Origin of the sequence: Halomarina rubra (assembly GCF_023699475.1) — an archaeon.
Taxonomy (GTDB): Archaea; Halobacteriota; Halobacteria; order Halobacteriales; family Haloarculaceae; genus Halomarina; species Halomarina rubra.
The window spans coordinates 577,095-598,633 of record NZ_JALXFV010000002.1 but is presented as its reverse complement, the minus strand read 5'-3'; the positions used below and the strand labels follow the sequence as shown (position 1 = coordinate 598,633).

At 62.0% G+C, this 21,539-nt stretch carries 20 protein-coding genes and 1 pseudogene; 8 read left to right on the top strand and 13 right to left on the bottom strand.

Annotated features, from left to right (window positions below; all coding sequences use genetic code 11):
• The 5 genes from M1L36_RS04365 to M1L36_RS04345 all read right to left on the bottom strand — a co-directional run.
• A partial coding sequence (locus M1L36_RS04365; RefSeq protein ID WP_439954810.1) for a DUF7289 family protein occupies positions 1 to 981 on the bottom strand: 981 nt, incomplete at its 3' end.
• 267 nt (positions 982 to 1,248) lie between these two features.
• Positions 1,249 to 1,701 (bottom strand): hypothetical protein, encoded by a 453-nt coding sequence (locus M1L36_RS04360; RefSeq protein WP_250872489.1) that lies wholly within the window; start codon positions 1,699 to 1,701, stop codon positions 1,249 to 1,251.
• A 124-nt stretch (positions 1,702 to 1,825) separates the two neighbouring features.
• Positions 1,826 to 2,308, bottom strand: coding sequence for a hypothetical protein (locus M1L36_RS04355; RefSeq protein WP_250872488.1), 483 nt, complete (start codon positions 2,306 to 2,308; stop codon positions 1,826 to 1,828).
• Between the two features lie 508 nt (positions 2,309 to 2,816).
• Positions 2,817 to 3,308 carry a hypothetical protein gene (locus tag M1L36_RS04350; RefSeq protein WP_250872487.1) on the bottom strand — a complete coding sequence of 164 codons (492 nt, stop codon included), beginning with the start codon at positions 3,306 to 3,308 and terminating at the stop codon, positions 2,817 to 2,819.
• Positions 3,309 to 3,817: 509 nt separating this feature from the next.
• Entirely contained in the window at positions 3,818 to 4,048 is a 231-nt protein-coding gene (locus M1L36_RS04345) for a helix-turn-helix domain-containing protein (RefSeq protein WP_250872486.1), read from the bottom strand.
• Positions 4,049 to 4,293: 245 nt separating this feature from the next.
• On the opposite strand from M1L36_RS04345, the gene M1L36_RS04340 reads away from it, so the two are divergent.
• A complete protein-coding gene (locus tag M1L36_RS04340) occupies positions 4,294 to 4,473 on the top strand; it encodes a hypothetical protein (RefSeq protein ID WP_250872485.1) in 180 nt (59 codons plus the stop codon).
• A 106-nt stretch (positions 4,474 to 4,579) separates the two neighbouring features.
• Here the strand turns inward: M1L36_RS04340 and M1L36_RS04335 are convergent, their stop codons facing one another.
• The 5 genes from M1L36_RS04335 to M1L36_RS04315 all read right to left on the bottom strand — a co-directional run bounded on the left by M1L36_RS04335 (position 4,580) and on the right by M1L36_RS04315 (position 10,057).
• Positions 4,580 to 5,077 (bottom strand): hypothetical protein, encoded by a 498-nt coding sequence (locus M1L36_RS04335; RefSeq protein ID WP_250872484.1) that lies wholly within the window; start codon positions 5,075 to 5,077, stop codon positions 4,580 to 4,582.
• Between the two features lie 952 nt (positions 5,078 to 6,029).
• Positions 6,030 to 6,341, bottom strand: a complete 312-nt coding sequence (locus M1L36_RS04330; RefSeq protein ID WP_250872483.1) for a hypothetical protein — start codon at positions 6,339 to 6,341, stop codon at positions 6,030 to 6,032.
• A 450-nt stretch (positions 6,342 to 6,791) separates the two neighbouring features.
• The gene (locus M1L36_RS04325) at positions 6,792 to 7,661 is read right to left on the bottom strand and encodes a universal stress protein (protein WP_250872482.1); all 870 of its coding nucleotides are present in this window, start codon (positions 7,659 to 7,661) and stop codon (positions 6,792 to 6,794) included.
• Between the two features lie 145 nt (positions 7,662 to 7,806).
• Entirely contained in the window at positions 7,807 to 9,195 is a 1,389-nt protein-coding gene (locus tag M1L36_RS04320) for a hemolysin family protein (RefSeq protein ID WP_250872481.1), read from the bottom strand.
• Positions 9,196 to 9,664: 469 nt separating this feature from the next.
• Entirely contained in the window at positions 9,665 to 10,057 is a 393-nt protein-coding gene (locus M1L36_RS04315) for a hypothetical protein (protein WP_250872480.1), read from the bottom strand.
• 964 nt (positions 10,058 to 11,021) lie between these two features.
• Here M1L36_RS04315 and M1L36_RS04310 point away from each other — a divergent pair.
• Positions 11,022 to 11,858, top strand: a complete 837-nt coding sequence (locus tag M1L36_RS04310) for an FkbM family methyltransferase (RefSeq protein WP_250872479.1) — start codon at positions 11,022 to 11,024, stop codon at positions 11,856 to 11,858.
• 19 nt (positions 11,859 to 11,877) lie between these two features.
• Here the strand turns inward: M1L36_RS04310 and M1L36_RS04305 are convergent, their stop codons facing one another.
• On the bottom strand, positions 11,878 to 12,294 hold the full coding sequence (locus tag M1L36_RS04305) for a hypothetical protein (RefSeq protein WP_250872478.1): 417 nt from the start codon (positions 12,292 to 12,294) through the stop codon (positions 11,878 to 11,880).
• A 159-nt stretch (positions 12,295 to 12,453) separates the two neighbouring features.
• Between M1L36_RS04305 and M1L36_RS04300 the strand changes: the two genes are divergently transcribed.
• The 4 genes and pseudogenes from M1L36_RS04300 to M1L36_RS04285 form a co-directional block, all read left to right on the top strand.
• Positions 12,454 to 13,266 carry a helix-turn-helix transcriptional regulator gene (locus M1L36_RS04300; protein ID WP_250872477.1) on the top strand — a complete coding sequence of 271 codons (813 nt, stop codon included), beginning with the start codon at positions 12,454 to 12,456 and terminating at the stop codon, positions 13,264 to 13,266.
• A gap of 158 nt (positions 13,267 to 13,424) precedes the next feature.
• The gene (locus tag M1L36_RS04295; protein ID WP_250872476.1) at positions 13,425 to 14,561 is read left to right on the top strand and encodes a flavin-containing monooxygenase; all 1,137 of its coding nucleotides are present in this window, start codon (positions 13,425 to 13,427) and stop codon (positions 14,559 to 14,561) included.
• 170 nt (positions 14,562 to 14,731) lie between these two features.
• Positions 14,732 to 16,102, top strand: a complete 1,371-nt coding sequence (locus M1L36_RS04290) for a right-handed parallel beta-helix repeat-containing protein (protein WP_250872475.1) — start codon at positions 14,732 to 14,734, stop codon at positions 16,100 to 16,102.
• Between the two features lie 322 nt (positions 16,103 to 16,424).
• Positions 16,425 to 16,986: pseudogene (locus tag M1L36_RS04285) on the top strand (RNA-guided endonuclease InsQ/TnpB family protein); the annotation flags it as partial.
• A 238-nt stretch (positions 16,987 to 17,224) separates the two neighbouring features.
• Here M1L36_RS04285 and M1L36_RS04280 read toward each other — a convergent pair.
• Positions 17,225 to 17,494 (bottom strand): hypothetical protein, encoded by a 270-nt coding sequence (locus M1L36_RS04280; protein WP_250872474.1) that lies wholly within the window; start codon positions 17,492 to 17,494, stop codon positions 17,225 to 17,227.
• Between the two features lie 430 nt (positions 17,495 to 17,924).
• Between M1L36_RS04280 and M1L36_RS04275 the strand changes: the two genes are divergently transcribed.
• The gene (locus M1L36_RS04275; RefSeq protein ID WP_250872473.1) at positions 17,925 to 19,142 is read left to right on the top strand and encodes an orc1/cdc6 family replication initiation protein; all 1,218 of its coding nucleotides are present in this window, start codon (positions 17,925 to 17,927) and stop codon (positions 19,140 to 19,142) included.
• Positions 19,143 to 19,640: 498 nt separating this feature from the next.
• On the opposite strand, the gene M1L36_RS04270 is transcribed toward M1L36_RS04275, so the two are convergent.
• A complete protein-coding gene (locus tag M1L36_RS04270) occupies positions 19,641 to 19,994 on the bottom strand; it encodes a hypothetical protein (protein WP_250872472.1) in 354 nt (117 codons plus the stop codon).
• Between the two features lie 236 nt (positions 19,995 to 20,230).
• Here M1L36_RS04270 and M1L36_RS04265 point away from each other — a divergent pair, with 236 nt between their 5' ends.
• Entirely contained in the window at positions 20,231 to 21,463 is a 1,233-nt protein-coding gene (locus M1L36_RS04265) for a low temperature requirement protein A (RefSeq protein WP_250872471.1), read from the top strand.
• Positions 21,464 to 21,539: the final 76 nt, after the last annotated feature.

The following is a 21,539-nucleotide window of genomic DNA, read 5'->3' as shown; positions in this document are numbered from 1 at the left end:
GATGAGCCGGCCGGTCACGTCAACACCCCCACCACCATCGTAGTCTCCATTGACGCGCATATCGCCAAGTATCTCACCACCACCTCGTTCTGTTAGTCCATCTCCGACGTAGACACTCCCCGAATCTCCTTTCGTATCTGCGTATGACCCTTTCGAAGAGTCATAGCTGTCGACGGCTCCAGACCCTTTCACGGATAAGGGCTGTCCATCGGTTGCGATGCCGTCGGCAATTTCTCGACCTTTGTTTGGAATCGTGAGCACTGCAGTAACGGTCTGGGCGTCTTCATCGACATCGACGGTCTCAGCACTGGTCCGGTCTCTGAAGTAGGTCTCCCAGCCTTGGTAGAATACACTCTCGATAGTGACCTTGATGCTCCCTGATGACAGGGGGTTTCGCAGGTTTGCTGCCTCGTTGGGGAACAGCGATGTCGAACTCCCCTTGGTCAATTGGGCCTGCCCCGAGATATCCTCCGAGCCACTGACTGTGACAACGGGGAATGTCAGCGTTGGATTTGTCGAGGGGTCTTTGCCCCACGTGTAGTGAAACTCAGGGGGCGATGTCATCGTCGTGTGGTCACCGTTCGTTCGCCAGACTCCACCACCTTGGAAAGCGACAGTTGTCGACCCGGTAGTGTACCGGACTTCGCCGAGAGACGTCTGAAGGATTTCATTCGGGCATGACCCACAGCCGATTTGGCTGATTGTGATCGTGCCTGCCGTCTCATCGACGGATGCGGTTCCCTCGCCACTGAACTGAAACTGCTTACGCTCGGAGTTGCCCAGTGAGACTTCACTCACTTCGGAATCGAACTGTGACATCAGTATCTCGGCGTTCTCAGCGTTACTTGCTTCTGTGAGACTATCCAGTGCCCCACCGCCGACGATGAGTAATGTCGTCACCGAGAGCACGACCATCCCGATGAGCAAGACGAACCCGAGAACCTCGCTTTGACCGCGGGAAGGGGGACCAATAAATCGCATTGCCTATTTGTTCACAACTTCGGGTAAATCAATGTTTCTGGTGGGTTCGGAATCTGGTTTTGCGACCGGCCTTCACTGAATGACCTCCACTTTCGCCCGAAAGTTCGGGGATTCGATCGCAGCATGTGTCATTCTATGGTTAGATTGGCTGTCGACTGTTACTGATTTGTGCGTCTGTGACTACTGGTTCTGCGGAGCGTCGTAGATGTTTTTGGCGTTGTTCGATGATGCCGCGAGCAGAACGGAAGCATTCGATGCGAGGCGGCCTCAGTGCACTGCAGTGTGCAACTGTTCTCGGATCGCGGTTTCGAGTTCGTCTGGGCGCTCACTGCCGACCAGGATATCACGGTCGCCGTCTCTCGAGACGAAGACGCCACGCGAGCCACTGACGCTGTACGCGACCGTGCCCGGTCGCCAGCGAATTCCCCACCCGCCGTACTCACGGAGCGGCCGATAGCGCACTGCTTCGGCCGATTCGATAGCTGTCCACGGAACTCGCTGGAACGACCGCTGAAGCGGCCAGAGCTGGATGTAGAGCCCGTCGTTCCGGACCTCGGTCGTCAGACTCAGCGACCAGACGAAGACGACGATACCCCCGGCGACGAGGATACCGATAGGGCCGCCCGAGACGACCGAGACCAGACCGACGACGCCGAGAATCGCCCAGAGCCACCACTGTCGGAATCGTTGTACCTCCCGGAAGTGAGTGGTGGACGCCACGGTAGTTCACTCTCGGAGACACGCGCGGATGGCAGTTACGCACGACTGCTGGCGTGACACCGCTGTGAACCTCTGTCGGTCACTCGGTCCGATTGCCCATCATCGCTGGTGGTGGCTCACCTGTTTACTCGGTCATCTCGAACCGATAACCGATCGCTCTCTCCCCGAGGCCCCAGTAGACGAAACGGTACGTTCCGGTGGCGAGGGGCTCACAGACGGCGTACGGGACGTTGAACTGTGTCGCGTGGGCCAGTCCGTCTCGTGTTGCGGTGAACGACCACTCGAACCACGTGAGTGGTGGGGTCTCGTCCGATTGAGCGATGTGTGCGAGACTGGTCCAGCCCGCGTCCGGTGGGTCTCGGATACTGTATATCGACTGCCAGCCGTCATCGGTCCGCCGGTCGATAGTGAACAGCTCCTCGTTGCCCGTCTCCGGAGCTTCGCCAGTCGATTCGACCCACCTGAGCGCGAACGTGATGTCCGCGCCGTGAGCCACCGTCTCTGCACTCGCCGTCAGTTCGAATTCGTCGACCGGGTCGTACGATACTGGTTCAGTCGGGCGATTCAGCCGAACGAGGTCCTCATCACACGCAGGCGGTGATATCACCGAGACCTCCTCGGCGGTGGGCGAGGACGTGGCCGTCGGAGTCCGCGTCGGTGAGGTGGAAGGAGGTGTCGTCGACGTCGTCTGCGGAGGTGTAGAGTCGGTGCTGGAGAGGGTCTCGTGCGGTTGGTCACCGGCACAACCTGTGAGAACCGCAACTCCCATCCCACTGAGTCGGAGGACGTCACGCCGGGACCACGGTTTCGCCATCTTTCAGCACAACTGAGAGGTTTTCGTATAAGCTTTCGGTTCACGTCGATGGAGGCGGCACGATACGCATGCGACACGTCGCTTCCTGCCGAACCACACTGTATCGGGGCGGAAGAGAGCCGTGGTACGAACCGCCGATGTCGGCAGGCAGAGCGCGTGAGTCGCCCAGCCCGATTCTACGGTGGATTGCGTCTCAGAGACGGTCGAAGACCACGACTGCACGCCGCAACATGATGGGTCAGAGGTGGGACTCGACCGAGTAGAAGGCGAATCGATAGCCGACGCTTCCGTAGGGACGGATCTAATCGTTGCCGGGAGAAGCCGTCTCTCGGACTATCACCCACCAAGAGCGTCCGACGAGTGAGAGCCCACCAGCGACGGCACCACCGAAGAACGTGTGTACCAACACCCACTGCGTCAGAAACGTCCGATTCCAGTCGGCAACGAACCCTGCAGAGGCGTGTGCGATAGTCGAGAGGGGGAGACTTCCAATCCATCCAAGCACGCCGAGTGTCGTCGGCACCACCACGACCAGAGCGAAGCTGCTCGCCAGCGGAACTACGACACAGTAGAGGAGTCCCGTGAGGGCGGTCGTCGACGATAGTAGCGGGTGATCTTCGAACGTGTGCTGACGACGCTGTGCCCACAGTAGCACGACCACGAGGACGACGACTGGGAGAAGTCCCGCATCGGATTCTTCCCAGTACAGGAATGTGAGATAGGAGAGAGTGAGCAGAAACGACTCGACGAACACGACGAAAGAGAGGAGGCCTGGAGACAGTGCGGAGACCATCGTCCATCGAGTAGTGATAGTGTGCATAAATTTTTCTGAATTTATGACACCAAGGCTGTTAGAGGCACATCAGGTGCCTATCAGCCGAGCCTCCGGTATTGATAGATAGTGGGCGTGAGTCTATCACAGAGTGTTGTCTAGCACTGAACCATTTTACAGCAGACCTCACAGACGCGATTCCGTTTGAACAAGAGTCGCCATCGGACAGCGTCGATGGACTGTCAGAGGCACCACGCCTGCTGCCCGATGACCGGACACACTCGCAGGACGTGCCGGAACTCTTCCACCTTCACGGCATTCATCAATTTCGAAGTAGGTAGGTCGACCACACTTCGCACACAAGGTGAGTGCGTCCATCACCGTCTGCGCCACTATGAAGTGTTAACCACCTGCCTTGTGTGCCATGTAGATGGACCCGGACATTTCTTGCCTCGTGATAGACTCATGATACGGGCCAATTATCTCCGGGAATCCGTAGACAGACAGCCTCTGCCTCGCATTCGTGGTTCTTATTCGTCTCTCTCGGGCGGGAGCTGCCAACGCCCGTGGTTCAGCACCTTCGCCATCGCGCGTCGGAGGTGTTCGGTAACCTCACGGTCGGAGACGCCGACCTCTTCGGCGAGCGCGACTATCGAGATGCGGCGCGGCACCTCGAAGTACCCTCGATCGAGTGCTGTCAGCAACACCTCACGCTCGTGGGGAGTCAGCGGTACCCCATTCAACTGGTCGTCTTTTCCCATCGTAGTTGGTTTGAATGACAGCTTTTTTTTATCTATGGGCGACATCGGTCACAATCCGTTTAACAGGTGAGTCACTAGGAGATGGCTGTCACTGAGGGATGAGAACAAACGGTATACCTCTGGCACTCGTGAGTTGATGTGAACGATTGACTCACGGTTCCTGTCGACCGTGGCATTCCCCTGTGGAGACCGACTTCTCTGTGAACTGCCCCTGAATCCTGGTTTGCTCGTTCACAGAGAGTTCTATGTCCGAAATACCAGTCACCATCGAAACCAGAGGCCAGTTCCACGACCGACTCAGCGACCTCGTCGACGCTGCCGAAGCGGGCGACATCGACATCCGAGGCGGATACGTCATCGAGACCACTCGCGACCACAACCACTACGACGTCGAAGTGATCGCTGTCGACCCCGACCACGTTTGAGACACACGCGGCACAACACTACCAGCCGAATCAGCGTCCTCCCAGTGTGAAACGAACTCGCCCACTGGTCGCTGCTTTCGATGGACGGAGAGCGTGAGACTGTGATTCACTTGTCGTTTCGGCTGGCGAATACTCCCAAGTTGTCGGTACTCGAAACCTGCCACGACGACCTCCCAGAATCCGTGATGACGCCTTCGAGGACGTTTCCGTGGTCCCTGTCGGGCGGTGCTGGATGGTACGCCGTCCGTCCGTTTTCGGTCGAGCCATCGAACGAGAACTCGACGTCGTACCACACCGGCTCGCTGAAGATGGTCTCGAAGGGTGTCGTTTCACCGGGGCCGACAGTCGTCGTTGTCGTGGCGCCCACTCGCTGCGTCCTGCCAGAGACATCTCCCGTGACTCGCGTGCCGTTCTCGTACGCACCCGACGACGCGAGAGACGAGCCAGCATCGAGAACGGTGAGCGAAACGAGATGCGGGAGGTCGTGCCGGTTGATGAACCGGAGACTACCAGCCGGGAGCCCCTCCTCGCTGGTCGATGAACAGCCTGCAAGGGTGGTCGCCCCGAGAGCGCCGAGCGACGAGAGGAGGGTTCGCCGATACATACACGCAACCAGTTCATGTCTGATAAATATCTTTTGTCGCTGGACACTCTGGTATTTAAGGAACCACTCGCGGCACGGGTCCAGGGTGTGTCGTTGAGAACCGGCGTGAAAGCCACTATTCGCTTCGATAGCCGGATTTGGTAGACAGAGAGTGTGGGTCTGTTAGCAGGGGCATGTGTCTCCGACAAAATATTTTAGAGTAAATCCATGACTATCTGGTATGAATCGACGGTCCGCGCTGGCGACTGGCAGTGCGATGCTCTCTACTGCGCTTGCTGGATGTGCGGCACTCGGGAGCGACACCAACTCTGGCCCAGCGCCGTTCCGGCTGGGGCACATTCAACTCGAAAACACGCTTCAGACTGCCCAGAGTATCGGTCTGCGGGTAACTCGTGGCGACGAGCGGGTTCACGAACAGACGTATCAGCTTGAGGCGGCACCAGACGATGGAGTCACAACGATGTACGCCCCAACTGACGATTTCGGCTGTCAACAGGGCTCATATACGGTATCTACTCGTCTCAACGAGGGTAATAGGACACAGGTAGAGATTCCAGCCCAATATCACGGCCATCTAATCGAGTTGGCCGTCGAAGAGCATGGAGACGGGCCAGCACTGTCGCACAAAGTCGAGACGAAGGAACCTCGTCAGCGTTGCGAGGAGCCGACCGCACAGAGCTGATTCAGTACCCGCTCTGTTAGACTCGCGGCACGCGTCCGACAGCTGAGTCGTTCCGAACTGACTCCGAAGTGAACTTGTTCGTCGATTCTCAGCGATGGAAGACGGAGAGCGTGAGTCGACTAGTGGGTCGTTTTCGATCGTCGAATCGGTGTCTTCCGGCTGCTCGTGAGCCGTGTGCGTGATTAGACTGGGGGACCTCCAGGCATCGTGCGTCAGAATACGGCCTCCGTGTGTTCGATGAGTCCGTCGCGGTCGATACACTGGTCGCGTTCAGTCGTCGCCGACGGAGAACTCCGCGACCGTCGAGTCCGGGCTGGAGGACGTGGACTTGGCCGGAAACAGCCGTTCGCGGATGCCCGAGCGGAGGTAGGCGAGCAGCGCCCACATCAGACAGCCCAGGCTCGCGCCGACTGCCGGCGACGTCATCCCCATCGACCCGAACATCAGCGTCTTCACGAAGAGCCCCACCGTCGTCAACCCGGACGTCGCGAGTGGGACGTGTGCGTTCTGGTCACGAATCGTCGGGATAACCGAGACCGTCAAGACGAGCGTCACTGCCGTTATGATGTACTCTTGCCACATTGATGTCGAACCTCGCCGAAACCCAGAGACCACCGTACCGAGAGGAAGCGAAACCGGGCCGCGATATCTTTGCTCGGCATCGAATGAATATAACGCTTAACTTATACAACCGTGAACGATAGCCCGTCTCACGAGAGACTGAGGCACGGGCCACGCGAATCTGACGGAGACACTTCGTGAGAGGGTATGGGCCTACCAGCCGATTCAGAACGTGGTGACACGAGAGCGGTGGTCACACCGGCAGTCGGCGTAGTGAGAGCGCGCGAGGCTCCCACTGTCCCTCACTGTCGGGCGGGGTCGAACGCGACCTGCTGCATCCGATTGCAGCCACCGAGGACTGCGACCTGGGACATCTCACGGCGCGGGAGGCGAGGACAGTCGATGCCCGAAACCACGAAACGGACCGTACACGAGTCGGACCGTGCTATCCGAGACCCTCCGTGGAGGGCCTCACTCCGGTTGGGCGACGGTCACGACCGGGACGGGAGCAGAGCGGACCGTCTTCTCGGCGACACTGCCGAGCAGGATGCGGTCCGTGCCGCGTTTCCCCGTCGTCCCCATCCCGACTGCGTGGACGTCGTTCGATTCGATGCTCTCGAGGATTACCTCCACGGGCGAACCGTGTTCGACGTGACGGACGGTGTTCGACACCCCGTGGTCCTCGGCCATCGTGGCGACGGTCTCGACGGCGTCGGTGGCGGCCCGTTCGTTCTCCTCACGGGCGGCCGTCGACCCGACGTCGAGTCCGAGTGTCGTGTCGTCGACGACCGACAGGACGTGAACGGTCGCGTCGAGCGACGCCGCGAGTTCGACGAGTCGTTCGGCGGCGTTCATCGCGGCGTCGCTTCCGTCGGTCGGGACGAGGATGTTCTCGTAGGGAAACTCGAGCGTCTCGTCGGGCTGCATGCGGACGGTGAGCACCGGCACCGAAGAGAGCCGGACGACCTTCTCCGAGACGCTCCCCACGAGGTATCGCGAGATGCCATCGCGGCCGTGGGTCGGCATGACGACGAGGTCTTGCTCGTACCGCTCGGCGTACTCGACGATCGTCGGGGCGGGATTTCCCTGGACGACGTCGGTGTCGTACGAGACGCCTAGCGTGTCGAGCGTCTCTGCGGCTTCCTCGACGACGTCCTCTCCCTGCTCTGCGAGCGCGTCGACCGTGTGGCCCTCGACGACGGTGACGCTGTCACGCGACGTGTCGGCGACGTAGAGCACCTGGATGGTCGCATCGGCCCAGTGAGCGATTTCGCTGGCGTGATGGAGGACCGCTGCTGCGCCATCGCTACCGTCGTACGGGAGGAGGATGTTGTCGTACATCGTTCGAAGACACCGAGCATCTTCTCTGGCCTCCCTAATGGATTTCACCCATCCCTCGAAGCCGAGGTGTCCCACTCCGGGAGGCCGCTCCCGACCACACGCCCTCGTGGTCGTGCAGGCCGGGAGCGAGGTGCCCGCTAAGCAGTCAGTCGGTTCCGGCCCCGTCGGCCGGTGGGTCTCCTCCGGCCGGGCCGGTGGGGCCGCGGTCGACGGTCACTCGTACCTTCTGGATGCGGGTGTCGTCTACCCGCTCGGCTTGCAGCGTCACGTCCTCGTAGTCGAACTGTTCGCCCTGTTCGACGAGGCGGCCCGCGCGGTTGAAGATGAACCCGGCGATGGTCTCGAACTCCTCGCCCTCCGGGAGGTCGATGCCGAGTTCTTCGTTGACCGCATCGACGTTGACGTCGCCGTGGACCACCACCTCCGTCTCGTCGACGGTCTCGATGGGGTGGTCCTCGTCTCCGACCAAGATTTCACCGACGATCTCTTCGAGCACGTCCTCCATCGTGATGAGCCCCTCGGTGGCTCCGAACTCGTCGATGACGAGGACCATGTGCAGCCGCTCTTCGCGCATCTCCGTGAGGAGTTCGTCGACGTTCTTCGACTCGGGGACGTGGAGCGTCGGACTGACCACGTCCTCGACGTCGATGTCCGAGGAGCTGTCGTAGTCGGTGCCCCGAAGGTCTCGGATGTCGAAGACGCCGACGACGTTGTCCAGCGAGTTCTCGTAGACCGGCAGGCGGGCGTGCCCCGACTGGATACACGCGTCGATGGCCTCCTCGACGGTCGCGTCGGTGGCAATCGCCTCCATGTCGAGGCGAGGGGTCATCACCTCCTTCGCGGTCGCGTCGGTGAACCGCAGCGCACGCTGGAGCATCCGACGCTCCTCCTCTTCGAGGATGCCTTCGCGCTCGCCCGTCTTGATCATGTTCCGAAGCTCGTCGCGAGTGACGTACGACGACTCGATGGAGGCGTTACCGCCCGTGAGTTTGTTGATGAACGTCGTCAGATAGTAGAACAGGGTGATGAGCGGCCACATCACCTTCCCGAACAGTTTCAGACCCGGAGCGACGGTCCGTGCCCAGGAGTCTGTGTTCTCGACGGCGTAGGACTTGGGCGCGCTCTCACCGAACAACAGGACCATCGACGTGATGCCCAGCGAGGAGACGATGACGGCCGTCCCCGCGTCGAAGTAGATGCCGACGATGGTCGTCGAGATGGAGGACATCGTGATGTTGACCATGTTGTTTCCGACGAGAATCGTCACGAGCAAGCGGTGTGGGTCGTCTTTGAGCGACTTGACGAGATGTGCACCGCGCTTGCCCTCCTCGACCATCGCGTCGACCCGGTGGGTCGGCAGGGAGAACAGGGCGATCTCAGACGACGAGAAGAACCCCGACCCCATGATGAGAAACAGAATCAGGACGAGACCGACGATGGTTACTCCCCGATCCCCCAGTTCGATGCCAACGAACAGCACGGAGTGCAGCGTGTCGCTGGCCTCGAACGCCGCCGCAAGCGCGGGTGACCACATTGTACGGGGCTTTCTCGGGGTGGAAAAGTAGTCCTTGTGGAACGACGCGGCGATTTCTCACCGTGGCTCCTGCATCTCGCCGTCGGCACTGTGCTATCGTCCAACTCGTCTACGAAAGGCTGCCCAATTTTCAAATTCTGACGGGTCGGTCCGGACCGTCAGTCGCTACGACTCGGAGGCGAACCCCCCAATACGGGCGCACCAACGTGAACGGACTCTCGACTGGGCGTCCGACCTCTCCAAGTTGGAGACGAATCCGATACAGTCTGTTCGACAGTTCATCGATTCGAGTAGTGCGTTCGCCGAATGGACCAGAACCCGTAATCGAGCACTCTCTGTACCGACAGTCGCAACATGGCCCGAGATACGTCGTCGAACCCGGAACCGTCCAGTTCGTCCAGCCTCGACCGCCGTCGATTCCTCGGCAGAGCGGCGGGGGTTGGTGCAGGAATCGTCGCTATCCCCGCCCTCAGCGGCGTTGCAGCGGCGCACTTCCCGGTCGAGTTGGACATCGACGTTCATACCGGGAAACGAGGAGAACTTCGTCGAGGTCGACGAACACGACCAGGTCTCCGTCGCGGTACGTCCTTCGGAGTTCCTGAACTCGGACGGTGAACGAGAGACGTTCGACCCCACCGAGCGCGACGTGCGGTATCGTCTCGGCTCTTGAACCGCGCTCGACGACGGTGCGGGGGCCCGCCCCACTGACGACGGTGAGATCACGGAGGAGACGACGGGCCACGGAGACCACGAGCGCACGACGGAGGTACTCACACTGACGTTCCCCGTCGAACAGACGGGTCTCGAACGAGGGGACGACACGGTCTGGCTCTACTGGGAGCGCGACGACTCCGGCGAGCATGGCTACTCGGGTGTCGATACGGTCTCTGTGTACGGTGGGGCACCCTCGTCTCGAGACCTCAGACAGCTCATTCGATGGTTGTTGAGCCGCGGACGCGGCTACTGAACGGCGAGGTGACGCCACCGCTCACCAGAGTCACAGTACGCGGCTGACAGCCCCGCCACTCCTGGGTGACGCGGAGCTCCTCGGTAGGTGGTCTGTCGAGGTTCGGATAGAGTGTGGACCTCCTTGGCCCTCTTCGAGTGCCGGTTCGACACGAGAACGAGCGACAGCGTGCCCACGGCGAGGAGCACGATTCGGAGGGCGTCGTTCGTCGACTGACGGTCTGATACGGTCATAGCGTAGCCTGGCATCTCTCTGCTGAACCGTTGCAGAGTGCCACGCGAGGTCGCTCGGTGTTTCGCCGAACCCGTGGTATCGGAGGGACTGCTTCGGTCCGCACGTCACGATGCACCCCTCGAAGGGACTTCCCAGGTGGTCCCCTTCCGTACCAGAAACGCGTCTCTCTCGGTCTCGAGATGTGGACAAGACACCCCATGAGGTCCCTCCGCCAGCGTACGATTAATAGATTGACAAGAAAGGCCCCTTGTATCGTGAGTGGCCGAACTACCAAGTCGCTCTGGCAGTCACCGGTGAGTCGCGGCCCACTCACGATTGTCTACATCGTCTCACACGCAGTACGGGACTGGCAGGTGCGTCGGTGCGAATCGAAGTGGCCGTCCCCCCGTTGATTGCCACTTCCACGAGTTGGAAAGCGTGCATCTGGCAACCACATCGCTCTAAACCCCGAAGACCCCACAGAGACAGTTCGGCGAACGGCGTTCGGTGGTTCGGGGTCGTTTCGTTCGAACTGGCAGTCTCGGCACGTTGAATTGTTCTTACGGTAGAATATCGGCCGATTTGCATCCCGATTGGAAGCGTTAGTTGTAGAAAGATATTTCCGGACATTCAATGAAGCGGGGGTATGTCAGGGGTTAGTCAGCGGCGGGCTGTCGACTGGTTGAAACGCTTCGGCCTGTACGGTGCGGCGACGTCCGTCTTGAGACTCCGCGGTCAACTCCAGTTCCGTCTCGCCGACGACGTCGGGACCATCACTATCGGGGACGCACACGCCGATTTCCACATGACGACGCCGAACGAGTTCAGCGCGGTGCGGGACTCACCCGAAGAGGTCGTCCTCGCGGACGTCCTCGCGGCACTGCGACCCGGAGACGTGTTCTACGACGTCGGTGCCAACATCGGTGTCTTCTCGTGTCTCGCGGCGTCGGCCGTCGACTCGGAGGTCGTCGCGTTCGAGCCGGAACCGAAGAACGCCGCTCGACTCCGCGAGAACGCACAGCTCAACGACGCCGACGTCGGCGTCCACGGGGTCGCGCTCTCCGACACGAACGAGACCCGTGAGCTGGGAATCACCCACTTCAACGGGACGCACCAGACCGGTCCGGCGGGACACTCCTTCGTCGAGGACGGGGACGCTGTCGACGCCACCATCAGCGTCGACTCCGTCGTCGGTGACGAGTACGTCGAACAACAGGAGTTGCCGATCCCGAATGTCGTCAAGATCGACGTGGAGGGGGCGGAGGGGGCTGTCCTGTCGGGTCTCGAATCGACGCTGTCGCACCCGGATTGTCGGACGGTCTACTGTGAGGTCCACGAGGACCGACTCCAAGCACAGGGCAGTTCGGTGGCGGACATCGAGGACGAACTGGCCAGTATGGGGTTCGCCGTCGACGTCCCGTTCGAGCCGTACGGGGAACCGTTCCTCCGGGGGCGAAAGTCGGGAGGCGACGCGTCTTCGTGAGGAGGACGATGGCCGGCGCTCAACAACACGGGTCCGCGTCGGTCTCCGGTGGGGATGCCGACCCACCGTAGACCTGGTCGGTCATTCGGGCCCAGAGAGCGTAGTGGTCGTCTCTGTAGGCGAGATACGATTCGTCTCCCGCTAATCGATTGGAGAACGACCACATGGCGCTGGTCGCTTCGTCCTCGTCGTCCAAGCACGCCCGGACGACGCCGTCCTCGACTCCCGTCCGAAGAATCGACTGCTCGGAGGCGGGTAACTGGGAGAATCGGATGATCGTCGCTCGTTCGGGCACGGAGTCGGTGCGTTCGACCGCGATTGCTCCGTCGTGTGGCATCGAGGTGCCGAACAGTCCCTGACTGCAACTTCCCGAACAGCCAGCGAGCATCGAGACAGGGGCGAGACTGAGAGACGCGAGGAGGGACCGGCGGTTCACGTTCGGTTCTCGACATCGACTCGGCAAGTGTCTTCTGTTGAATCGAAAGTCAGCGGTATATCCGCGACACTGGTCGGCTCCGCGAGCACCTCGAATCACGGGGCGACAGACTCTCGCCCGCCGTAGAAATGCTAAGCTCCTCGCCCCCCTACGTGGCACATGACCGTCGATATCACCACGATTCAGTTCCTCGCCCTGTCGGCCCACCGCGTCGGGGTCCTCGAAGCGTTGGCCGACGGGACGACCGACCGTCGAGCGCTCTGTGAGGCCACCGGTGCCTCCTCGCCGACCGTCGGGCGGGTGTTGGCCGACTTCCAGGAGCGAAAGTGGCTCGTCAGGGATGGCCCCACCTACGGGCTGACTCACCTCGGCGAGTACGTCGCCGACCAGTTCCTCGCCTTTCGGGACGCGATGGAGATCGAGGAGAAGCTTCGAGACGTCTGGTTGTGGCTGCCACGCGAGATGCCGGGGTTCTCCGTCGACCTCTTCGCCGACGCGGTGGTGTCGTACCCCGGCCCCGCCTACCCCTACGAACCGGTCGAGCGCCTCGGTCGACTCATCGCGTCGACCTCGTCGTTACGCGGGTTCGACAACATCGTCTTCAAGTCGAGTAACCTCGAGACGGCCTGTGGCGCGGTCCTCGAGGGGATGGCGTTCGAGTACGTGTTCACGCCCGAGGCACTCGAGGGGACGTTCGCCTGGAATCCGGAGCGCATCATCGAGGTCGCTGGCTGTGAGAACGCAACCGTACTCGTCCACGAGAACTTACCCGACGGTAACCGGTGTGGCCTCGGCATCGTCGACGACCGCGTCGGCATCTGCTGTCACGACGCGTCGACGGGAGCGCTGGTGGCGGTCGTCGACACGGACGCGCCGGAGGCCCGCGAGTGGGCCGTCTCGGTCTTCGAGCAGGTCCGCGAGGGGGCGACGCCGGTCGACCCCACCGCCTTCGAGTCCCGAGCACCGTCGTGACGTGCCACAAACGACCGTCGTCGTGAGAGTGGCCCCCCGGTCGACCGAAGTCACGGACAGAGCGAGACTCGGGCCATCCCCGAGATTTCACCCCCTGAAATCCTGCACGCGACATCATCACTTCCCGTCGGTGCCTACACTCGCCGAGGAGTCAGGGTATGACCGAACGACACGACACCATCGTCATCGGCGGCGGGCAGGCTGGATTGGTGACCGGGTACTACCTCAAGCAGCACGACGACGACTTCGTCATCCTCGACGCGGGCGACCGCGTCGGCGACCCGTGGCGGTCCCGCTGGGACTCCCTCCGGGTGTTCACACCAGCACGCTACTCGTGCCTGCCGGGGATGGACTTCCCCGGGTCGCCCGACGCCTTCCCCACGAAAGACGAGGTGGCCGACTACCTGGAGACGTACGCCGACCGGTTCGACCTCCCCGTCGAACTCGGCGTCCGGGTGGACCGGTTGGAACGGACCGGCGACGGGTTCCTCGTGCGTGCCGGCGACCGCCGATTCGAAGCGGACAACGTCGTCGTGGCGATGGCGAGCTACCAGGTCCCGACGATTCCAGCGTTCGCGTCCGAACTCTCCGAGGACGTCGTTCAATTGCATTCGAGTGACTACCGCAACCCCGAGCAGCTACGAGACGGCCCCGTACTCGTCGTCGGAGCGGGGAACTCGGGAGCGGAGATCGCCCTCGACGTCGCCGACGGACACGAGACGTTGCTGTCGGGCCGGGACGTTGGTCACGTGCCGTTCCACATCGACTCCTGGGTCGGCCGACACCTCGGAGTCCCGTTCGTGATGCGCGTGCTCTTCCACCGGATACTCACGACGAGTACACCGGTGGGCCGCCGGGTCCGCCCGACGATACTGTCACAGGGTGGCCTGCTGGTCCGGGTCAAGCCGAGTGATATCGACGCGGCTGGCGTCGAGCGGGTGCCTCGCACGACCGGCGTCCGCGACGGTCGCCCGGTCGTCGGTGAAGACAACGTTCGCGACGTCGCGAACGTCGTCTGGTGTACTGGCTTCCGTCCCGAGTTCTCGTGGATCGACCTCCCGATCTTCGGTGGAGAGGAGAAGCCGAAAGAGCCCGTCCACAGGCGCGGTCTGGTCCCGGACCAGCCAGGCCTGTACTTCGTCGGGCTGTTCTTCCAGTACGCGATGACGTCGGGGCTGTTCACCGGTGTCAGCAGGGACGCGAACTACGTCGTCGACCACCTCTCAGCGAGGACACGCCACCAGCCCCGTCCGAACGACACGACGGCAGTGGACGGCGTTCCACAGCAGCCGTAGTCGAAGACGAGCCACTCGCGGGACGACGCTGCCGACCGAGTCGGTCGGGGGTGTGGTCGTCGACGACTCGACGCCGGTGTATCGAGGAGTCACAGGGCTGGGGTTCTTCTACCGTGGTCACGTCTGCTGGCCCAGCCACGCGGGCTGTGGCGACCGCGCCGAGTGCTCCAATGAATCGACACGACATCGACTTCGACAGAACCGTTCACGCGACAGAGGACCTCGGCTGGGACGCAGACGGCGAGAAGCCCATCGACGTCCCGACCGACGACGGTCTGCTCGTCGAGGTCCCACCTGGCGAGTACGCCTTCCCGCTCGACGACGGCGACGAACCGGCGTGCGTTCGAGGCGACCTCACCGACTGGGGTATCCGAGGCCTCGGCGAGAAACCACAGGACGTCACCTTCCGCACTGTCAGCGGCGAGTCGGGCTACTTCGTCCGCGGCGGGTACAACTCGGAGGGGATACTCCTGGAGAACCTCGCGTTCGACAACACCGACGCCCGCGAGGGCGGCGACGTCGGCAACTGGCTACGCGCGAAGGACAACGTCGAGGTCCACGACGTCGACCACGTCGGCTTCTCCGGGCGCGAACCGTACTGCCGGTGGTCCATTCTCCCGGCCATCACTTCCGAACACGGCGAGGCGACCATCGTCCGCTATCGCAAGACCGGCCCGTCGGTGTTCGCCGGCCACGGCGCGAGCGACGGCGGTGGTGGCGTGTTCGACCACGAGGGCCACGCCACGTTTCGGGACTGTGAAATCGCGAACCAGGGCGGCGACGGTGGCCTCTACACCGGCAAGCACGACGGCTCGGTCCGCTTCGAGGACTGCGTCTTCCGGAACAACGACATGGCCGCGATTCGGATGGGTGCGGGCTCGGAACTCCGCAACTGCGAGATCGTCGTCGACTGGGAGAACGCCCACCCCGAGAACGTCGTCGACGACGCCGAACCGCCGACGGGGACCGCAGGTGTCTACGTCTCCAGCGCACAGTACGGCAAGTCCGGCGGCGGCATCTACGGCTGTACGATTCGCCTGCGTTCGACGTACGGCCGTGGGATGGCGGGTATCCTCGTCAACCCCTCCGACGGAGCCATCGACCTCCACGACACCACCGTCGAGTGTGCGTTCGACATGCGCCCGGTCTGGTTCATGGACCCACGCGAGCAACGCTTCGACGGCCACACGACGCCCGACGAGCCGTGGGGAGTCGACATCCGGAACCTGACCGTGACGGGGTCGAGTCCCTGTCGCGGGCAGGCGGCGGTCGTCCTCGAGGGCCGCCACGGTTCGACCATCGACGGACTGACCATCGACGTGCCGAACGCCCCCGCCGGACTCGACGTCCGCGAGAGCGAGGGCGTCCGGTTGGGCGCACACGACGTCCGCGTCGACGGCCCGACCGTCCGAGGCGAGGTCCACGTCGACGGTGGCGGCGATAGCGATGCCCGTCCCGATAGCGCCGTGGAAGGTGGCGAGACGGTCGGTGGGGAGCGTCGCTCGCTGCGTGACCGTCTCACGTCGTTGTTCGGACGATAGTCACGAGTTTTCAGGCGAAACGCGGTGTGGGTCCACCCGAGTAGTCGATGAGTCTCCACGGAGGGAGTGGTCGAACCTCGCCATCACGGACCGGTCTCGGGGGCAGCTCGCGGTCCCTGCCTGCTCGTGGGGCGTGCTACTGAACAGTTATCGTGAATCTCTCGACAGTAGTCGTATGGCCCAGCCCACAGCAGAAGACGGTTCGTCGACCACGCGTGGTGCCGGCATCGGCGTCGGCATCGCGATCGGCGTCGCGACCGACAACATCGCCACGGGAATCGCCCTCGGTGTGGTACTCGGGGTCGGGGTGGACCACTACTCGGAACACGGCTCTGTGAATTGGGAGAAACAGCGCCGTGTTGTGGCCGAGCGGCACGCCGACCTGAAGCAGAAGCGTCGTGACTTCTTGCACAAACTCTCGAACTACTACGCCCGAGAATACGACCTCGTAGCCGTGGAGGATTTGGACGCGAAGGGCTTGGTGGAACTACCGGGCAACTCGCGGAACCGCGCAGGAGCGGCGTGGGGAACGTTCCTGCGGATGCTCGAATACAAGTGCAAGCGGGGGGACGCACTTCGTGGCGGTCAATCCAAGAGGGACGACCAAGGAGTGTGCGTCGTGCGGCGTTTCGACGGAGAAGCCATTGTGGGTCCGTGAACACGCCTGTCCGGCGTGTGGGTTTGAGGCGGAGAGAGACGCGAACGCGGCGTGGAACATTCTGTCTCGTTGTATCGAGAGGCGGTTAGGAGCGGGACACTCCGAAGCAATGCCTGTGGAGACCGCGCTCCCTGTGGACACTGTTGTGTCTGCAAAGCGCGTCGTGGAAACAGGAAGCCCCACCCTCAAGCGCGAGCCGTCAGGCGAGCGCTTGAGGGTGGGGTAGTTCACAGAGGGAGACAGGAATCTAGGCGACACAGACGTTTCTGGCGTTCGGGTGCGGTACAGTTCGGCACCTCCCTGGAGTTCAGTTGCGTGGCCAGATTGAAAGAACTCCCCGTAGGGCGGTTCGAGAGAGTACGTTTCGTCTGTTCGTTCTGGACAGTGGAGGTTGTGAGAGCGGGAATTCGGGACATCTCGGTGTTCAGAACAAGCGGTATCGAGAGTCGACGAACTCGTTCGTCTCAGCGAAGTGCGTTCGTGTCGACGAGTGCATCGAGGGTGGTGCGGTCGACCGACAGAAAGCGACCGCCACTGAATCCTGCGTTGTGCATTCTGAGCACTACCGCATCGTCGTCCCCATCGATCGATGGGCCAGCTGTTGTGAGTCCACGACAGCGAGCTGCATCTGTTCGGGAATCAAACACTTCGACGTCTGTTGCAGACCGCATCGCACCAGGAATCGTTTCGGACACCTTCTGTGGATTGGCGATAGAATGGGTTTCGAAGGCCATACGAGGCAGTTTGACTGATTCATAATAATGGTTCTAGACTCGGCCGAGTACATGTCAGAATCAATTGAATGACGACGCACACTGTAAGCGAGTGGGGCAGTGAGAGAGTACGTTTCGTCTGTTCATCTCCTACACTGCGGGGGCCAATCAGTCGCCGACTATACTTCGAACCTACAGTCCTTGACATCGGGAATGTGGACGAGGAGGTGTTGATTACCGGGTCGACCGTTCAGAAGCAGAAAAATGTTCGTCGCTTTTCAATCCCACTGTCGAAGAGAGAGAGTACGTTTCGTCTGTTCGATCCAACAGTGAACACTGGATGAGCGCCGAGTGGTTCGTTCTTCATCGACAGTTCACTCTATTGACTAACAGACGAAACAGACGAAGGAATGAATTATATACCTGCCTACTGGACTCGGAGATAGAATTGATGTCCGGCCCATTCAGTGATATTACGGACACAGTCTTCGCCGATAAGAGCGTTCTGCGAGAGGAACACCAACCCAACGAGATACTCGAACGGGATGAGGAAATCGACGAGTACCGCCACGCACTTCGTGACGTCCTGTTCGGCAACGACCCCGAGAACGTGATGATATACGGGAAGGCCGGACTCGGGAAGACCGCGGTGACGATGTACATGATGGATGCACTCCTCGCGGAAGTCGAAACGCGCGAGGCCGCAGACGACCTTTCGGTCCACACCGTCAACTGCAACGGCAAGTCGCTGTTCATCGTCGTCCGGACGCTCGTGAACGAACTGCTCCCAGCAGATGCGAGTCCGTTCCCGCGCCGAGGACTCGGGACGGGTGACGCGTTCGAGACGCTGTACGACCAACTCGACCGCATCGGTGGGACACACCTGTTCGTCTTCGACGAAATCGACCACATCGACGACGCGAACACCCTGCTGTACGAACTTCCACGTGCGCGTTCGAACGGGCACATCGAGAAAGCACGACTCGGACTCATCGGCATCAGCAACAACTACACGTTCCGGAAGTCGCTCTCACCGAAGGTCAAAGACACGCTGATGGAAGTCGAAATCGCCTTCAGCCCCTACAACGCGACGGAGCTCCAGACTATCCTTCAGGACCGGGCTGAAGACGCATTTGTCGAGGGGGGATACGACCAGTCTGCGATTCGTGCGGCCGCTGCAATCGCTGCCCAAGACGTCGGCAACGCAAGACAGTCCATCGACCTGCTCCGGGTCGGTGCAGAGGTCGCAGAGAAAAACGGTGACTCGAAGGTCACCGATACACACGTCTCGCGAGCGCGGTCGCTTGTTCAGCGCGGACGGTTGCGCAATCGAATCAGCGACCAGACCAAACACGCACAGTACGTGCTCGAAGCGGTCGCCCGCCTCGAACGCGACGGTCAGACACCTGCCCGGTCGAAGCAGATCATGACGACCTACGAAGGGGTCGCCCGCTCGTGGGGCACGGACCCGTTGACCACGCTCAAGAGTATCCAGGGCCACCTATCAGAGCTTCACATGCTCGGCTTTTTCAGTCAACACGAGCGAAACGAAGGCCGCAGCGGTGGACACTACTTCGAGTACGAACTCGACCTCGATGCTGCAATCGTTCTCGAAACACGCGAGTCACTCGAGCTAGGTGAAGACCCAACAGCGAAGCCACTCGAGTGATCAGTGGCAATCGTTCTGGTCGGCACTCGTCACCACTTATGTGGGGTTCACTGGGATGAATCCGTCCTGAAAGCAGTGCGACCGTTCTCAGCAGTCACCCACGCTCAGGAACCGAATAACAGACGAAACGTACTCTCACTCACGGCCCCGCTCGAGACGCGCTGTTCGACGTGCCTTCTCCACGAAGTCCGAGCGACCGCCAAGCGAGTCGGCCACTTCAGCCCACTCTACCAGTAGTCACCTATCCACGGGCCCAACCTCCTCTCCTCGCCACGAACAGACGAAACGTACTCTCTCCCACTGGGAATTGGGGGTGACCGAGGAAGAGTACATTTCGTCTGTTTACCGCCACCACACCCTTCAGACTGCCCTAATGGACTGTCTCGAGAATCTCAAACAGGAGCCAACGGAGGCAGCCGTGTGCGACGGCGTCGTGGCCGCGAAGGCGACTCCGGACTGTGGCTGTGGCTTCGTCGTCAGTCTCCCACCCCCGACCGCTCACGGGGCTTCCGTCGTGGATGGACTCGTCGGTGGCGCGTCCGTCGGTGGCGGGGTTTCGGTCGGCGTCGGTGATGGTGTGGGGGTCGGCGTCGGCGTATCGGTCGTGGGCGACGGGGTGTCGGTCGTGGTCGCCGTCTCGGTGGTACCCGGCGTTTCCGTGTCGGTCCCGGGGTCGGTCGGCGTCTCTGTCGTCTCGTCGTCGGGAGCGTCAACACCGCTGCCACCGCCACCGCCAGGACCGGCGACCGGTTGGCCGTCGTCGATGCTCCACAGCCCCAGTGCGAACGCTGCGACGACGAGAATCAGCAGTACGAGCAGTGTCGCGAGGACGCCCTCCCAGAATCGAGCCATCGTCTCACCGGTCGCCCTCGACCGTCCGCGCGGTTAGTTAGTCGCAGTTGTCACGAGTAAAGCTGGGCGTCGGCTGAGAGTCCGCTCGGTGGAGTCGACGGTCGCCGAGACTGCCGGGGCGGTGCTCCCACGATGCATCAGTTGACCGGAACGACACCGGTATCTCCTGAGCGCGCGTCTCTACGTGTGGCTTGGTGTGACGGGTGAGGAGACGTCGCACACGGAGGTCGAGAGCAATGAGAGCGGTGCGATTCCATCCACGGGGGGTCCGGCGGCCGGTGGTCCGACCACCGGCGGTGTACGGCGACAGCGACAGCCCACGACACGCGACGTGGCTCGAACTGTTCTTCGACCTCGTCTTCGTCGTCGCGCTCGCGGAGCTGGGGCTGTTCCTCCACCACCACTTGACGCCGATGGGGTTGGTCCAGTTCGCGGGACTGTTCGCCATCGTCTGGTGGGTGTGGCTCGCCATCAGCTACTACTGTGACACCTACGACACCGACGACGGCCTCTCGAACGTCGTGCTGGTCGTCGCGATGTTCGCCGTCATCTTCCTCTCGGCGACCATCGAGGACTCGCTCAGCGGCGGGTCGTTCGCGTTCGCCGCCGCGGTGTTGGCACTCCGGGGTATCACCACGGGCCTCCACCTCCGCGCGCAGTATCTCGACACCGAGGCTCGGCCGTTCGTGCTCTCGTGGATCGGCCTGGAAGTGCTGGTGACCTCGGTCTGGGCGCTGTCGTTACTGGTGCCCGAACCCGGACGGTTCGGCCTCTGGATCGCTTCGTACGTCATCAGCCTCGCGGGTATCTCGGTGGTGTACCTCGGGTTCGAGACCATCGTCGTCCAGATATCGCACTTCCCCGAGCGACTGGGGCTGTTCACTATCCTCGTCCTCGGCGAGACCATCCTGGCGGTCGCCGTCGGCACCTCCGTCCCCGAGTGGGGGCCGCGCATCCTCGTGCTCTGTGCGAGCGGGTTCGCCATCGCCGTCGCCGTCTGGTGGCTCTACTTCGAACACTTCGACGACGAGGTCATCGACCGGGTGCTCACCGACGACGGCGACTGGCGACTGGCGAGACAGGAGGGCCTGTCGTACATCTTCGCGCACTACCCCGTCCACGCGGGCATCATCGCCATCGGCGTCGGCGTCGAGGCGGCCATCGAAGCCACACTCGGCGGGACGACGATGGGCCTCAGCGAGCGCGTCGCCATCTGTGCGGGCGTCGGTGCGTTCTTGCTCGGGAGCAGTGTCGCCCAGCGGGTCATCGAACCGCCGCTGGGACTCGACGACCGGTCGCTCGCGGCACGACTGGGCGTCGTCGTCTTCCTCGTCTTGCTCGGCGTCCTCGGCGAGGGACTGGTGTCGCTCGTCGTCGTCGGTCTCGTTGCTGCCTCACTGGCCGGCCTGATGACCCTCGAACGCACCGGCGGCCGCGCCGAGCAGTCGCCCGCTCGGGTGGAGATATGAACGCGACGAGAGCCGTACGAATGTCGAGCGCGGTGCGGGCCACGAGAGCGGTACGAGCGCCCGGAACGGTGCGAGC